The sequence below is a fragment of the Pseudomonas sp. MWU13-2105 genome, assembly GCF_023242315.1.
Classification (GTDB): domain Bacteria; phylum Pseudomonadota; class Gammaproteobacteria; order Pseudomonadales; family Pseudomonadaceae; genus Aquipseudomonas.
Window position 1 is genome coordinate 411,000 of sequence record NZ_JALLIY010000002.1, and the last position, 14,794, is coordinate 425,793.

The 14,794-nt window shown below is 59.6% G+C and carries 12 protein-coding genes; 2 read left to right on the forward strand and 10 right to left on the reverse strand.

Annotation, left to right across the window (positions count from 1 at the left end; all coding sequences use genetic code 11):
* Positions 1–95 precede the first annotated feature (95 nt).
* From M5B96_RS04595 to M5B96_RS04640, 10 genes are all read right to left on the reverse strand, one after another.
* Positions 96–2,018: a PrkA family serine protein kinase gene (locus tag M5B96_RS04595; RefSeq protein WP_248795350.1), complete on the reverse strand. Its 1,923-nt coding sequence runs from the start codon at positions 2,016–2,018 to the stop codon at positions 96–98.
* Between the two features lie 301 nt (positions 2,019–2,319).
* A complete protein-coding gene (gene glpE, locus M5B96_RS04600) occupies positions 2,320–2,649 on the reverse strand; it encodes a thiosulfate sulfurtransferase GlpE (RefSeq protein ID WP_248795352.1) in 330 nt (109 codons plus the stop codon).
* A gap of 35 nt (positions 2,650–2,684) precedes the next feature.
* Positions 2,685–3,560, reverse strand: a complete 876-nt coding sequence (locus M5B96_RS04605) for a symmetrical bis(5'-nucleosyl)-tetraphosphatase (protein WP_248795354.1) — start codon at positions 3,558–3,560, stop codon at positions 2,685–2,687.
* Complete coding sequence (gene apaG, locus M5B96_RS04610) at positions 3,560–3,940, reverse strand: Co2+/Mg2+ efflux protein ApaG (RefSeq protein WP_248795356.1); 381 nt, start codon at positions 3,938–3,940, stop codon at positions 3,560–3,562. Before apaG ends, M5B96_RS04605 begins: the two co-directional genes overlap by 1 nt.
* 107 nt (positions 3,941–4,047) lie before the next feature.
* A complete protein-coding gene (gene rsmA / locus M5B96_RS04615) occupies positions 4,048–4,866 on the reverse strand; it encodes a 16S rRNA (adenine(1518)-N(6)/adenine(1519)-N(6))-dimethyltransferase RsmA (RefSeq protein WP_248795357.1) in 819 nt (272 codons plus the stop codon).
* On the reverse strand, positions 4,863–5,852 hold the full coding sequence (gene pdxA, locus M5B96_RS04620) for a 4-hydroxythreonine-4-phosphate dehydrogenase PdxA (protein ID WP_248795359.1): 990 nt from the start codon (positions 5,850–5,852) through the stop codon (positions 4,863–4,865). The genes rsmA and pdxA overlap by 4 nt, the downstream gene beginning before the upstream one ends.
* Positions 5,849–7,165 (reverse strand): peptidylprolyl isomerase, encoded by a 1,317-nt coding sequence (locus M5B96_RS04625; protein WP_248795361.1) that lies wholly within the window; start codon positions 7,163–7,165, stop codon positions 5,849–5,851. Before M5B96_RS04625 ends, pdxA begins: the two co-directional genes overlap by 4 nt.
* Positions 7,146–9,944 (reverse strand): LPS-assembly protein LptD, encoded by a 2,799-nt coding sequence (locus M5B96_RS04630; RefSeq protein ID WP_248795362.1) that lies wholly within the window; start codon positions 9,942–9,944, stop codon positions 7,146–7,148. The genes M5B96_RS04625 and M5B96_RS04630 overlap by 20 nt, the downstream gene beginning before the upstream one ends.
* 143 nt (positions 9,945–10,087) lie before the next feature.
* Positions 10,088–11,797, reverse strand: a complete 1,710-nt coding sequence (ltrA, locus tag M5B96_RS04635) for a group II intron reverse transcriptase/maturase (RefSeq protein WP_152741045.1) — start codon at positions 11,795–11,797, stop codon at positions 10,088–10,090.
* An 838-nt stretch (positions 11,798–12,635) separates the two neighbouring features.
* Positions 12,636–12,794: a hypothetical protein gene (locus M5B96_RS04640; RefSeq protein WP_177103792.1), complete on the reverse strand. Its 159-nt coding sequence runs from the start codon at positions 12,792–12,794 to the stop codon at positions 12,636–12,638.
* Positions 12,795–13,095: 301 nt separating this feature from the next.
* Between M5B96_RS04640 and M5B96_RS04645 the strand changes: the two genes are divergently transcribed.
* Complete coding sequence (locus tag M5B96_RS04645; RefSeq protein WP_248795364.1) at positions 13,096–14,121, forward strand: aminoglycoside phosphotransferase family protein; 1,026 nt, start codon at positions 13,096–13,098, stop codon at positions 14,119–14,121.
* The gene (gene murU, locus M5B96_RS04650) at positions 14,118–14,792 is read left to right on the forward strand and encodes an N-acetylmuramate alpha-1-phosphate uridylyltransferase MurU (RefSeq protein WP_248795366.1); all 675 of its coding nucleotides are present in this window, start codon (positions 14,118–14,120) and stop codon (positions 14,790–14,792) included. The genes M5B96_RS04645 and murU overlap by 4 nt, the downstream gene beginning before the upstream one ends.
* Positions 14,793–14,794: the final 2 nt, after the last annotated feature.

The following is a 14,794-nucleotide window of genomic DNA, read 5'->3' on the forward strand; positions in this document are numbered from 1 at the left end:
GCTGGAAGCTTAAAGACAAGCGGTCAGCTCCTGCACCGCAAGCACGTCGATAAACGTGCCCGCGGCTTGTCGAGTGCCGCTTGCAGCTGCCGTTACTACTGCGATTTTCTGACCCGCAGGTACCACTCGGAGAGCAGTCGTACCTGTTTGTCGGTGTAGCCACGTTCGACCATGCGGGTGACGAAGTCGTTGTGCTTCTGTTGATCCTCTTTGCTGGCTTTGGCATTGAAACTGATGACCGGCAGCAGATCCTCGGTGTTGGAGAACATTTTCTTCTCGATCACCACCCGCAGCTTCTCGTAGCTGAGCCAGGTCGGATTCTTGCCGTTGTTGTTGGCCCGGGCGCGCAGGACGAAGTTGACGATCTCGTTGCGGAAATCCTTCGGATTGCTGATGCCGGCGGGTTTTTCGATTTTCTCCAGCTCTTCGTTCAGGGCTACGCGGTTGAGGATTTCGCCGGTTTCCGGGTCGCGGTATTCCTGATCCTGAATCCAGAAGTCCGCGTACAGCACGTAGCGGTCGAAGATGTTCTGGCCGTATTCGCTGTAGGACTCCAGGTACGCGGTCTGGATTTCCTTGCCGATGAACTCGATATAGCGCGGCGCCAGATATTCCTTGAGGAAGCGCAGGTAGCGTTCGCGGGTTTCGGCCTGGAACTGTTCCTGTTCGATCTGCTGTTCCAGCACGTAGAGCAGGTGCACCGGGTTGGCGGCGATCTCGTGGGGATCGAAGTTGAAGACTTTCGAGAGGATCTTGAAGGCGAAGCGGGTCGACAGGCCGTTCATGCCTTCGTCGACACCGGCGTTGTCGCGGTATTCCTGGATCGACTTGGCCTTCGGATCGGTGTCCTTGAGATTTTCGCCGTCGTAGACGCGCATTTTCGAGTAGATGTTCGAGTTTTCCGGCTCCTTGAGGCGCGAGAGCACGGTGAACTGGGCCAGCATCTTCAGGGTGTCGGGCGCGCAGTGGGCCTTGGCCAGGGAGCTGTTGAACAACAGTTTGTCGTAGATCTTCACTTCGTCGCTGACCCGCAGGCAATACGGGACCTTGACGATGTAGATCCGGTCGATGAAGGCTTCGTTGTTCTTGTTGTTGCGGAAGGTGTGCCACTCCGATTCGTTGGAGTGGGCCAGCAGGATGCCGGTGAACGGAATCGCCCCCAGGCCTTCGGTACTGTTGTAGTTGCCTTCCTGGGTAGCGGTCAGCAGGGGGTGCAGCACCTTGATCGGTGCCTTGAACATTTCCACGAACTCCATCAGGCCCTGGTTGGCCCGGCACAGGGCGCCCGAGTAGCTGTAGGCATCGGCGTCGTTCTGTGGAAACTCTTCGAGCTTGCGGATATCGACCTTGCCCACGAGGGCGGAGATGTCCTGGTTGTTTTCGTCGCCCGGTTCGGTCTTGGCCACGCCGATCTGGTTGAGGATCGAAGGGTAGAGCTTGACCACCCGGAACTGGCTGATGTCACCGCCGAATTCGGCCAGGCGCTTGGTGGCCCAGGGCGACATGATGGTGTTCAGGTAGCGCCGCGGAATTCCGAAGTCTTCCTCGAGGATCGCGCCATCTTCCGTGGCGTTGAACAACCCCAGGGGCGACTCGAAGACCGGCGATCCCTTGATGGCGTAGAACGGGACTTTCTCGATCAGCTGTTTCAGCTTTTCGGCCAGGGACGATTTACCGCCGCCCACCGGACCGAGCAGATAGAGGATTTGCTTCTTCTCTTCCAGGCCTTGGGCGGCGTGGCGGAAATACGAGACGATCTGGTCGATGCATTCTTCCATCCCGTGGAAGTCTTCAAAGGCCGGATAGCGCCGAATTACCTTGTTGGAGAAGATGCGCGACAACCGTGAGTTGGTGGACGTATCCAGCAGTTCGGGCTCGCCGATTGCCAGTAGCAGCCTTTCAGCTGCCGACGCGTAAGCGCTGCGATCCTTTTTGCACAGTTCGAGGTACTCCTGCAGCGTGAGTTCTTCTTGCCGTGTGGATTCGAAGCGTTGTTGGAAATGGCTGAAAATGCTCATGACGTCACCTCGCTCGATACGTGGAGCCGGTGCCGGATCAATCAGTCCAGTGCTGGCATGCAACCGCGAAAGCCGTTGCCGTTTACCCCCCAGAACACCTTCAAAGCGACGACCACTTTGAAAATTACTACCGATGACCCGTACGCCGGTGTACCGGCTCTCCCCTGATTTGGATGGCCTGCGCTTAAGGATAGTTCGGAATCGGCGGGGGCAAGTCAAGATGAGCAATTAGTTGCGCCTGACCGTTCGTCAGGAAAGGCTCTAGCCCGCGAATCCCGCGGGCTCCAGCAAAAGAAAAAAATTATTCGGAAATATCTTGAGCAATTTCTGACGGATAGGTCGTGCGCCATAGCTCAAAGCCACCATCGAGGCTATAGACCTCGCTGAAGCCCTGGCTGACCAGGTAGGCGGCCGCGCTCTGGCTCGAATTGCCGTGGTAGCAGCACACCACCAGCGGCGCATCGAGGTCGGCGGCGCGAATGAAATCGGCGATGTTGTGGTTGTCCAGGTGGCGGGCGCCGCTGATGTGGTTCAGGGCGAAAGCCTGCGGGTCGCGGACGTCGACAACCACGGCGCCGTGCTCGCGCAGGGCCTGGGCTTGTTCGGGCGGGATACGTTTGAATTCGGTCATGCTGGGCTCCGTCGGGGGCGGGTAGGTCTTTCAGTCTAGCGATATAACCAGGCTCGAAAGCGCTCGGCCAGGGTCGGTGGCGGAGCGACGCCACCCTGGGCATCGCATTTGCAGGTCAGAAGTTCGCCGGTATCGACGTTCATCAGGGTCATCGCGCCGCCCCAGACGCAGCCGGTATCGAGGGCGAAGATGCCGGGCTCGTCGCATTGGCCTTCAAGGGCGGCCCAGTGGCCGAAGATGATCTTCAGGCCCTGGGTCTTGCGCTCCTTGTAGCTGAACCAGGGGGCGTAGCCGCGGGGCGCGGTGTTGGCGCCTTCCTTGCCTTTGAGATCGAGCTTGCCGTCGGCGCTGCAGAAGCGCATGCGGGTGAAATAGTTGGTGATCACCCGCAGGCGGGTCACGCCTTGCAGGTCGCTACTCCATTTGTTCGGCTCATTGCCGTACATGCCGTCGAGGAAAGGCGTCAGCAGGTTGTCGTCGCGCAAGGCGGTTTCCACTTCGGCGGCGTATTTGAGCGCTTTCTTCAGTGTCCATTGGGGCGGAATGCCGGCATGGACCAGGGCCACATTGCGCTCGGCATCATGGTGCAGCAGCTTCTGGCGGCGCAACCAGTCCAGCAGGTCGGCGCGATCCGGCGCGTCGAGGATCTCGCGCAGCGTATCGCTTTTTTTCAGGCGTTCGACGTTATGGCCGGCGGCGAGCAGGTGCAGGTCATGGTTACCCAGTACACAGACCAGCGAGTCGCGCATAGCGTAGAGGAAACGCAGGGTTTCCAGGGATTGCGGGCCCCGGTTGACCAGGTCGCCGACCAACCACAGCTTATCCTGGGCCGGATCGAACCTGACGCGTTCGAGCAGGCACTTGAGCGGTTCCAGGCAGCCTTGCAGGTCGCCGACGGCGTACACCGCCATCAGTGCAGGGACCCCGGGACGGCGAGGCGGAAGGGCGCGATCACGGCGTCGAAGTGCTTACCGTCCTCGGCCAGCATCTGATAGCTGCCCTGCATGTTGCCGACTTTCGTCGTCATCACCGTGCCGCTGCTGTAGGTGTGGCTCTGGCCGACCTCGATCAGCGGTTGCTGGCCGACAACGCCGGCGCCGCGGACTTCTTCCACGTGACCGTCGCCATCGGTGATCACCCAATGCCGCGACATCAACCGGGCGGGCAGTTCGCCGTTGTTCTGCACCGTGATGGTGTAGGCGAAGGCAAAGCGGTTCTGCTCGGGTTGCGATTGTTCTGCAAGGAAGCGGGTGACGACGCTGACGTCGACCTGGTAACGAGGATCGGACATGCAAGAGGCCTTGGAAGCTGAAGCGCAAGAGACGCTGGACGAAGCCCAGTCTAGGTCAAGTCCCGGGTAGTAGGCCAGACATCCACGCTGGCCTGCTACCCGCGGGATCAGTTGGCGTCGGGTGCCGGGACTGGCTGCTCACTGAGTTTGTCGGCCAGGCGCACGAAGGCGGCCAGGTCGAGCTGTTCCGGGCGCAGGCTGCCGTCAACGCCGGCGGCTTCGATCTCGGCATTGCTGAGCAGGGCCTTGAGGGTGTTGCGCAAGGTTTTGCGACGCTGGTTGAAGGCTTCGCGCACAACGCGCTCCAGCAGCCGGTGATCCTTGGCCGGATGGGGCAGGACGGCGTGGGGCACCAGGCGCACGATGGCCGACTCGACCTTGGGCGGCGGGTTGAAGGCGCCCGGGCCGACATTGAACAGGTGCTCCACGCGGCAATGGTACTGGACCATGATCGACAGGCGACCCCAGTCGCCACCGCCAGGGCCTGCGGCCAGGCGTTCGACCACTTCTTTCTGCAGCATGAAGTGCATGTCGCGAATCAGGCTGGCGTTGTGCAGCAGGTGGAAGATCAGCGGCGTGGAGATGTTGTAGGGCAGGTTGCCGACCACCCGCAGGCTGTTGGGCGCCGGGTTCAGGCTGGTGAAGTCGAACTTCAGCGCGTCGCCCTGGTGCAGGCTGAAATTGTCCCGGCCAGCGAATTGCTGGTTGAGGATCGGCACCAGGTCCTTGTCCAGTTCGACGACATCCAGTTGTGCACCACTGTTCAGCAGGCCTTCGGTCAGGGCGCCCTGGCCCGGGCCGATTTCCAGCAGGCGGTCTTCGGGCTTGGCATGGATGGCGCGCAGGATGCGGTCGATCACGCCGGCGTCGTGCAGGAAGTTTTGCCCGAAACGCTTGCGCGCCCGGTGTTGGTATTGCTCGGTCATAAACGGGTCTCGGCCATCTGGTAGGCGGTTTCCAGGGCGACTTGCAGGCTGCCGGTGTCGATATTGCCGCTGCCGGCCAGGTCCAGGGCGGTGCCGTGGTCGACCGAAGTGCGGATGATCGGCAAGCCCAGGGTCACGTTGACTGCGGCGCCGAAACCTTTGTATTTCAGCACGGGCAGGCCCTGGTCGTGGTACATCGCCAGCACCGCGTCGCAGTGCTCCAGATATTTGGGGGTAAACAGAGTGTCGGCAGGCAGCGGGCCACGCAGGTCCATGCCCTCGCCGCGCAGGCGCTCCAATGTCGGTTCGATGATGTCGATTTCTTCGTGGCCCAGGTGCCCACCTTCGCCGGCATGGGGGTTGAGCCCGCAGACCAGGATACGCGGGTTGGCGATGCCGAACTTTTCCCGCAGGTCGCCATGCAGGATGCGGGTGACCCGCTCCAGGCGCTCCGGGGTAATGGCATCGGCGATTTGCCTCAGGGGCAGGTGGGTGGTCACCAGGGCCACGCGCAGTCCGCGGGTCGCCAGCATCATTACCACCTGGGCGGTGTGGGTCAGGTCGGCGAGGAATTCGGTATGGCCGGAAAAGGCGATCCCGGATTCGTTGATCACGCCTTTGTGCACCGGGGCGGTGATCATGCCGGCGAAGTCGCCGTCCAGGCAGCCTTGGCCCGCGCGGGTCAGGGTTTCCAGGACAAAGGCGGCATTGGCCTGGTCCAGTTGCCCGGCGACGACCGGATTCGCCAGCGGGGTGTCCCAGACATACAGGCTGCCCGCTGGTGCCGGTTGCTCAGGCCATTGGCCTGGAGCCACGGGCAGCAGATTGACGGCCACGCCCAGTTGTGTGGCCCGCTCACGGAGCAGGTCGCGACTGGTAATGGCAATCAGGGGGTAGGGCTGGGGCTGCGAGGCGAGCAGCAGGCAAAGGTCTGGACCAATGCCCGCCGGCTCGCCGGGGGTCAATGCGAAACGCCGCGGTTTCACTTTGGCGCCTGTTCCGCGCCGGGGAGCTTGATTTCAACGTAGGCTTCGTCGCGGATCTGACGCAGCCAGGTTTGCAGCTCTTCATCGTATTTGCGGTTACGCAGCACGGTCATGGCTTGCTGTTCGCGGGCCTGGGTAGTGCTGTCGGTGGCGCGACGGCCGAGGACTTCCAGGACGTGCCAGCCGTATTGGGTCTTGAACGGCTTGGACAGGACGCCTTGCGGGGTCTTGGCCATCACTTCGCGAAATTCCGGTACCAGTGCGTTCGGGTCGACCCAGTTCAGGTCACCACCATTGAGCGCCGAGCCCGGGTCTTCCGAGAAGCTCTTGGCCAGGGTAGAGAAATCTTCGCCGTTGGAGATCCGCTCGTAGAGCTTCTGCGCCAGGGCTTGGGTTTCGGCTTCGCTGCGAATGGCATTGGGCTTGATCAGGATGTGACGGACATGCACTTCGTCGCGCATCTGCGTCTCGCCACCGCGCTTCTCCAGGACCTTCAGGATGATGAATCCACCTGGGGTGCGTGTCGGCTCGCTGATATCGCCGATCGCCATGCTGCTCAGCATGCGGTCGAACGGTGGTGGCAACTGGGCCGGCTTGCGCCAGCCCATGTCGCCGCCTTCCAGGGCGTTGTCGCTGCCGGAGCGGGCAATGGCCAGCTGACTGAAGTCAGCGCCTTGCTTGAGCTGCCGGTAGATATCCTGGGCCTGCGCCGCTGCCGCCTGGATGACTTGCGAGCTGGCGCTGTCCGGGGTCGAGATCAGGATATTGGCCAGGTGCAGTTCTTCGGAGAGCTGCATTTTGCCCTGGTCCGAGGCGAGGAAGTTCTTCACTTCCTGTTCCGACACCTGGACCCGCTCGGCGACACGACGCTGACGTACACGGCTGATGATCATTTCCCGGCGAACCTGGTCACGGGCGTCCTCATAAGAGAGGCCGTCGTGCGCCAGGGCTGCGCGGAATTGATCGATGTTCATGTTGTTGCGTTGGGCAATGGTGCCGATGGCCTGGTTCAACTCATCATCGCTGATGCGGATACCCGAGCGCTCGCCGATCTGCAGTTGCAGGTTTTCGACGATCAGCCGGTCCAGGACCTGTTGATCGAGGACGCTGGTGGGCGGCACGCCGCCCCCACGCTTGGCGATGGTCTGCTGAACCTCGTGGACGCGCTGGTCCAGTTGGCTCTGCATGATCACATCGTTGTCGACGATGGCCACGACGTTGTCGAGGGGCCGTACGGCGGCATGAACCGCCGCACTCAGGACCAGCGCGCCCAGCATCAGCGGGCGCAGACAATCAGAAAGCTTGATCTTCACGTTCACGATAACCTTGAATGCCTTTGTCGAGGAAGCTCTCTACCTTGTTGCCCATGACGCCACCCAGGCCCTTCAGGACAAACTGAAGGAAGATGCCGTGGTCGCCTCGTTCGTTTTGCGGAGCTTGTTGGCTGAACTCGTCATACTGGACCCAGTAGCGGTTGATCAGGCGCATTTTCCAGCAGCAGTTGTCGTACTCGAAACCACCAAAGGCTTCCAGCGTACGGTTGCGGTTGTAGTCGTACTGCCAGCGGCTGATGACGTTCCACTGGGGGACGACCGGCCAGATGACCGAGAAGTCGTGCTGCTCGATCTTGTAGTAGTCCTTCACGTAGCCGGGTTGGCCAGGGGTGCCATAGTCGCCGCCGAACTGCCATTGGCCGGTGTTCTGGTTGTAGATCACCTGGTCGTTGCGATAGCGATAGCCGGCGTTGATAACCTTGTTCGGGTTGTCTTCAGGCTGGTAGTGGAACATCGCACTGCCGGAACGTGGCTGGTGACTTTTCGGATCCCAGTTGTAGTCGGCGGTGGCGCGCCAGTCGCGGTTGAAGTTGTAGGCGTACTCCAGGGCGTACGGCGAGACATTGGTCTTGGCGTCGGCGCGGGTATTGAAGTCGACACCCGGCAATTGCACGGTGCGATCTTTGAAGTAGTAAGCCTGGCCAACACTCACGCGCTGACGTTCGAAACCGTTGTCCTCGATCCAGCGGCTGGTGACCCCCAGGGACAGTTTATTCTCGTCACCGACGCGGTCGTTGCCGGAGAAACGGTTTTCACGGAACAGCGAGGCATAGTTGAAGCTGTATTCGCCAGTGTCGAATACGGGAATGTCTTTCTGGTCTTTCTCCGGAACATAGAGATAGAACAGGCGCGGTTCCAGGGTCTGGCGATAGTTGGTGCCGAACAGTTCGGTGTTGCGGTCGAAGTACAGGCCGCTGTCGATGCTGGCGATAGGGACGCCACGGCTCTGTGAGGTGCTGTAGGTCCCACCGATGTAATTCGGATTAGCCGCCTGGGCTGCCACGATTTGAGACTGGCCCAGCGACCCCAGGTCCAGATCGTATTGGGTGTACTGATACTTGAGCGACGGCGTGACAAAGCCATAAGTCCAGTTCAGTGGCAGGCTGACACCCGGCTTGAGGTTCAGGCGGTCGCCGTTGGCACGGGCCAGGCCGGTCACGTTGGTGTCCAGGCGCGGCGCGGTGACGCCATCCTTGTCGGCGAAGGTCCCGCTTTCCAGGCTCCGCTCGAAGCGAGTGGCTTCAGTTTCGTAGGTGAAATTGAGGCCTTCCGGATGATAAGGCAGGCTACCGCTGAGGGTGAGTTGTGGCAGGCGGTTGTACGGAGTGATAACCGCCACGCTCGCCAACTCATAGGCCTGCACATTCAATTGGGCGGTGAAGTCGTCGCCGCGATAGCTCGCGGTTGCCTGTTGATTCACATAGTCGACGCTTCTGACACCGACCTGGTTGCTCTGCAGATCCTGGAAGTAATACGGATCGCTGATCTTGGTGTAGTCGACGGTGGTCAGTACACGTGAATCCAAGCCGCCCTTGTGCTGCCAGTTGACCATGTAGCGATCTTTGGTTGCGTCCGACTGCTTGGAACGGTCGTTACTTTCGTCACTCAGGAATGCACCGCCGAACTGACCTTCGGTGGACTTGGTCAGGTAACGGAACTCACCTTCGGTCAACATGCCGCGCTTGCTCATGTAGTGCGGATACAACGTGGCATCGTAGTTCGGTGCCAGGTTGAAGTAGTAAGGCGTGGTCAGGTTGAAGCCCGAGGTGCTGTCACTGGAGAAACTCGGCGGCAGGAAACCGGACTGGCGACGGTCGTCGATCGGAAAGTAGATATACGGGGTATAGAGGACCGGGATGTCCTTCACTCGCAAGGTCACGTTGGTTGCCGTACCGAAACCGGTCGCCGGGTTCAGGGTGATGTTATTACCCTTGAGCTGCCAGGCATTGCTGTTTGGTTCGCACGTGGTGTACGTGCCGTCCTTGAGACGGATGATTGCGTTCTCGGCACGCTTGGCATACAGCGCGTTACCGCGGATATGCGATTTATGCATCACATATTCGGCGTTGTCGACCTTGGACTCACCGGTGTCCAGTTGCACTTCGGCATGGTCGCCGACCAGCAGGGCGCCCTGGTCGCGAACGCGCACGTTGCCGTTCAGCTCGCCACGGTTTTCCGCCTGGTACAGGCTGGCTTCGTCGGCCTCGACCTGCATGCTGCCCTGGCGCATGACGACGTCGCCGGCCAGTGTCGCGACCTGCTTGTCCTGTTCATAGCGCGAGGCCTTGGCGCCGATAAAGGTCGGCGCGTCACTTTTATTCGTCGTGTCATTCATGCCAGGACGAATTGGTTCGATATAGGAACCAGAGCAATAAGGACCGGTTTCGGCCAACTGTGCGGCAGTCAGCTTCTCACGCGGGACCCAGTCGAGGTGACTGTAGTCGGCGCTGCGCGACTTCAGGCCGCGGCCCTTGGCCTCGGTGACCAGCACCGGGCCGGCGGCTTTCTCGCTGCTGGAACCGCTGTCCGCCGGGGCATTGCTACCCAGGGCCTCGGCGCTGCCGTCATGCACGGGGCGTGGCGGCAGTTGGGCCGTAGTGGTCTTGGGCGCGCAATCCCAGGAGCCGGAAGCAGAGACGGAGCAGTCATACTGTTCCGCGGCGACCGCGAATGGGGTGGCAAGAGGTTGCAGAGCCAGCAAACCGCCGGTAACCAGCAACGGAAATTTTTTACGAAACGCGGGGGATTTCAATGCCATCTTATTAGTCCGGGCTTCCTGCGTGCCATCTGCCCGCGGTGGGGGTCACACGCCTATCGATGGTCAGAAAGTTGGGTAGGAACAGACCATCTCTGGCCTGCTCCCCCCTAAAAACCGTACGTGCGCCTTTCAGCGCATACGGCTCAAGTCTTTATTGAACCCCCAGAATCGGGAGCCGGTTTGCACACTGTCAAACCACGAGCGTGAAGCTGCTGGTGGCAAATGGGATGCAATAGTACCCGGTTGTTTAGCGAGTCACCACCGCCTTGTGAGCGATAAATGATGTGGTGGTCATGCCACCCAGTCTCCCTAGTTATGGGATTCTTGCAAAGTAGACAGAGCCCTTGTTGTGATTGAAACAGGGTTGATACCTGCTTGCGGTATTTCAGCTTCCCGAACATCCGGGACATCCGAAGCTTCTCGCCCATTTCTTCCATCTCAGGATCAAACGGGTTGTATTCCCCGCTGATTTTTCTGTGCCTCTCGATCGGCGTATCCTCCAGGGTGTACAGCCTGATCGCCCTCTTGTCACCTGCCTCTGTCAGTAACGTGGTGCAGAACACCCAATTTCGGCCATCGACGGTCTGAAAATATTTCTTTCTGATCCAGTCGAGGCTTTTGTTCGAGTGCCTCCGTCTTGCCCAGCGCCATATTGCTTGGAATATTTGGAAATCCATGCGGCTGTACGCTTTCTTGGCTACTACGGGTTGGTGATACAGTGCCCAGCCCCGCAGCATTGGGTTCAGCAGGTGGATCAGATCCTCCTGTGATACCGCTTTGTTGGTACTGATGACCTCCTTTACCTTGCGGTAGAACGCTTTCGCGTTTTTCTTGCTTGGCTTGATCAGAAGCTTCCCATCGTACTTGCGGAAATTCCAACCCAGAAAATCAAAGCCCTTCTCAATGTGAATGACGTGCGTTTTCTCGGGAGAGAGCTGTAGTCCGCGTACCGCCAGAAAATGCTCTATCCAAGGGCGGACCTCATTTTCCAGTACCTCTTTCGAGTCGCTGGTGATGACGAAATCGTCCGCATACCGCACCACGTTGATTTTCAGCTTCTTGGCCTTTGTCACGCCCAGATGTTGCTTGAGCTGTGTTTCCAGGCCATCCAACGTCATGTTTGCCAAGGTCGGCGAGATAATCCCGCCTTGTGGCGTACCGGCATCCGTTGCCTGTAGCTGGCCTTTATGAATCACTCCAGCTTTTAACCATTTCCGAAGGATCACTTTGTCCGTAGGGACGTTGTTGATCAGCCAGTCGTGGTTGATATGGTCGAAGCAACCTTTTATGTCCGCTTCCAAAACCCATTTGGCTGAGAGCTTCTTGGATAGGCAAACGAACAGCTGTCCCATTGCATCCGCCGTGGATCTTTCGATCCTAAAGCCGTAGCTGTTCGGATCACCGGTAGTTTCAGCAATGGGGGCCAGAGCTAGCAGATGCAGCGCCTGCATTGCTCTGTCCGCCATGGTCGGGATGCCCAGAGGGCGTTCCTTTCCATTCGACTTTGGAATAAATACCCGCCTTAAGGGCCGGGGCTTGTATCCGTGCCGCTTCATTCCATCGACCGCTTTCCATTTGGCGTCGGGTGTATCCCAGAGCACGCGGTCGACTCCCGCCGTACGCTTGCCCTGGTTTTCAGTGACTCGCCGTACGGCCAGATATCTGGCCGAGGGTGAGCGGGTCAGCATTCGTTGCAGGGCTTTCACTCTGCGCCAGTCGCCTTCCCTACAAGCCTTCGCAATCCGTAACTGCATCGCCCGGACGTTCCGCTGGACTCGGCACCAATCGATGTCGTGCCATTGTTGCGGAGCGCCGGAAGGCGCAGACACGGCCATTTGGCTGTGTTCTAACATGCTGCCTTCCTCTCAAGTTTCCCCAAGCGAAGACGTATGCATCCCCTGACGGGAATGGACGTCCCCGTCAGGGTGGGTTAATAGAAGGTCCGCTACCGCGGGACCTCCGTGTTCATTGAGACAGTCTCACTCAGCATTCATGCGATAAAAGACCACGCAGAAGTCTGCCCGGTTTCCCGTGGGGTGATGTTCCAACCCCTATCCGAACGATTACAGTCCGGCGTTCGCTTTCTCTGCGATCCCATACCCGCATAGCCAACAGATCCCCTTGCGGTTCACCTGCCCGAAGGCAGCCATACGGGCTTACCACGTTCCCTGTCTGTCACACGATTGGTTTAGGGTCTGCCTTTCCACCGGGGGCCTTTGTAGCGACGTATTCCCACATCCCACAGGAATAACTGGCCCCGTACCTTTTGGTTCATGCCTGACAGCAGTTTGGGCATGGTTATCCTTACGGCGTTTATCAGCAGTTCACTTACGTTACCCGTGCCAGCCAGCCTAGCGCCTCAACCCGGTACTGCTCCGAGCATCCATGGCTTACCTCGCGGTAAGTTCATGCCCTTGCGGGGGCTACGTTGTTGGAAGAGCTTCATACCTCACCGTTACCAGTGACGCATGTCTTCCTAGGCTATCGTTGGTCGCACAACGAGTCCGCTCCCACTCCATGAAGGCAATGGTTGGACAATGACAGACGGAGCTTTCGCTCGTGTCTCCGGTTGGAAATTGACAGGGACCTTGAGCGGCCTGTCGAGATGATGTTTCCTCCTGTTTTCAGGCAAGAGGAACCCCTGCGGGGATTCTTCCCGCCAGGGTGAGGCCAAACGGCCGATGTGAAGCGCTACTTGTCGAGATGGATGGCCATAACCATGACTGCTGTGAAAACGGCAATCATCAAGCCAAAGTTGCCGGTCAGTCTGGACAAAACTCCTGAAAAACAATTGTGGAGATCTGCCTGGCCTGCCGATACATCTGCTGTATGAATTCGACGCTTATGCATGTCGATTCCTGCGCTGTGACAGAGCACTCCCGGTCCTTGAGGGACCATAGCCGCGCGTCCGAGTGCTGGGCGGCCTTTGGGTTTCGCTATTGCGCCGCAGCGTCAACGAGTCCTTTTAAGCGATGGACCTCTTGGGCGGTTTTGTTTCCCGGATTGGGTGCCGGACTATTGGTTCTCAGTAGAGAAACCCCTGACGATGACTCCTCATCGCCAAGCTGGAGGCACGCTACGCGTGTCGCACAAGATGCTGGATAATAAAGCAACACCCGCTTGACGGCTAGCGTCGTCGGAGACCCATGTAATGCCTGACCAAGATGTACGCTTGCAACACCTGAAAGTTTGGCTGGATCTGCAGTTGGAAAAGCTCTTTCTGGCCGAAGGCCGGGGCGCCATCCCCCCGGCCACGTTGACCGCGGCTAGCAGTGACGCGAGTTTTCGACGTTATTTCCGCTGGGAGGGCGAGGGCCGCAGTCTGATCGTGATGGACGCTCCGCCACCCCGGGAAAACTGCAAACCCTTCGTGGATATCGCCCATTTGCTGGCGAAATCCGGAATCAACGTGCCGAAAATTCACGCACAGGATCTGGAAAACGGTTTTCTTTTGCTCAGCGACCTGGGCAACCAGACCTATCTGGATGTGATTGACACCGACAATGCCGATGCTTTGTTCGCCGATGCCATCGATGCCTTGCTGGCCTTCCAGCAACTGCCGATGGACAGTGAACTGCCGAGTTATGACGTGGCCTTGCTGCGCCGTGAGTTGGAGCTGTTCCCCGAGTGGTACGTGGGGCATGAGCTGGGACGGGCTTTCGATCCCGCGCAACTGGCGATGTGGCAACGGGTCAGCGACCTGCTGATCGACAGCGCCCTGGCCCAGCCGAAAGTGCTGGTGCACCGTGACTATATGCCGCGCAACCTGATGGCCAGCGAGCCCAACCCCGGCGTGCTGGATTTCCAGGACGCGGTCTACGGGCCGGTGACCTATGACATTACCTGTCTGTTCAAGGACGCTTTCCTCAGTTGGCCGGAGGCGCGGGTCCGTGGCTGGCTGCTGGACTACTGGCATCGGGCGATAGGTGCGGGAGTTGCTGTGCAGGCCGATTCCGAGGAATTCCTCCGGGCCAGCGACCTGATGGGTGTGCAGCGCCATCTGAAAGTGATCGGGATCTTTGCGCGTATCTGTCATCGCGATGGCAAGCCACGTTACCTGGCGGATGTGCCACGTTTCTTCGCTTATATAGAAGCAGTGGTCGCACGCCGGCCTGAGCTGGCCGAGCTGGGTGAGTTGCTGGCCGGTCTGCGTCAGCCGGTGGGAGCCGTGGTATGAAGGCGATGATCCTGGCCGCCGGCAAAGGCGAACGGATGCGTCCGTTGACCTTGCACACCCCCAAGCCGCTGATCCGCGCCAATGGCACGCCGTTGATCGACTATCACCTGCACGCGCTGGCGACCGCCGGTTTCACGCAGGTGGTGATCAACCACGCCTGGCTCGGACAGCAGATCGAAGACTATCTGGGCGACGGTTCCCGCTACGGCCTGAGCATCGCCTATTCGCCGGAGGGCGAGCCGCTGGAAACCGGCGGCGGGATTTTTCGTGCCTTGCCGCTGCTGGGTGACGAGCCTTTCCTGGTGGTCAATGGCGATATCTGGACCGACTATGATTTTGCCTCGTTGCGTCGGCCGATCACCGGCCTGGCGCACCTGGTCATGGTCGACAATCCGCCGCATCACCCGGCCGGGGGCGACTTCAACCTGTTCGACGGTCGACTGTATGACGGTGGGACCCAGGGCGAGAAACTGACCTACAGCGGTATTTCAGTCCTGCATCCGCAGCTGTTTGCCGGCTGCTCGGACGCTGCCTTCAAGATCGCGCCGTTGTGGCGCGAGGCGATGGCGCGGGGGCTGGTAAGTGGAGAGCACATGCACGGGCATTGGGTGGATGTCGGCACCGTGGAGCGCCTGGCGCAAGTCGAGCAACTGTTGAAAGAGAGACACTGATT

Excerpts from the sequence above, each read along its gene's own strand:
- glpE (WP_248795352.1), bottom strand. The coding sequence starts at position 2,649 with ATGACCGAATTCAAACGTATCCCGCCCGAACAAGCCCAGGCCCTGCGC.
- M5B96_RS04605 (WP_248795354.1), bottom strand. The coding sequence starts at position 3,560 with ATGGCGGTGTACGCCGTCGGCGACCTGCAAGGCTGCCTGGAACCGCTC.
- murU (WP_248795366.1), top strand. The coding sequence starts at position 14,118 with ATGAAGGCGATGATCCTGGCCGCCGGCAAAGGCGAACGGATGCGTCCG.
- M5B96_RS04630 (WP_248795362.1), bottom strand. The coding sequence starts at position 9,944 with ATGGCATTGAAATCCCCCGCGTTTCGTAAAAAATTTCCGTTGCTGGTT.
- ltrA (WP_152741045.1), bottom strand. The coding sequence starts at position 11,797 with ATGTTAGAACACAGCCAAATGGCCGTGTCTGCGCCTTCCGGCGCTCCG.
- M5B96_RS04640 (WP_177103792.1), bottom strand. The coding sequence starts at position 12,794 with ATGCATAAGCGTCGAATTCATACAGCAGATGTATCGGCAGGCCAGGCA.
- M5B96_RS04645 (WP_248795364.1), top strand. The coding sequence starts at position 13,096 with ATGCCTGACCAAGATGTACGCTTGCAACACCTGAAAGTTTGGCTGGAT.
- M5B96_RS04595 (WP_248795350.1), bottom strand. The coding sequence starts at position 2,018 with ATGAGCATTTTCAGCCATTTCCAACAACGCTTCGAATCCACACGGCAA.
- apaG (WP_248795356.1), bottom strand. The coding sequence starts at position 3,940 with ATGTCCGATCCTCGTTACCAGGTCGACGTCAGCGTCGTCACCCGCTTC.
- rsmA (WP_248795357.1), bottom strand. The coding sequence starts at position 4,866 with ATGACCGAGCAATACCAACACCGGGCGCGCAAGCGTTTCGGGCAAAAC.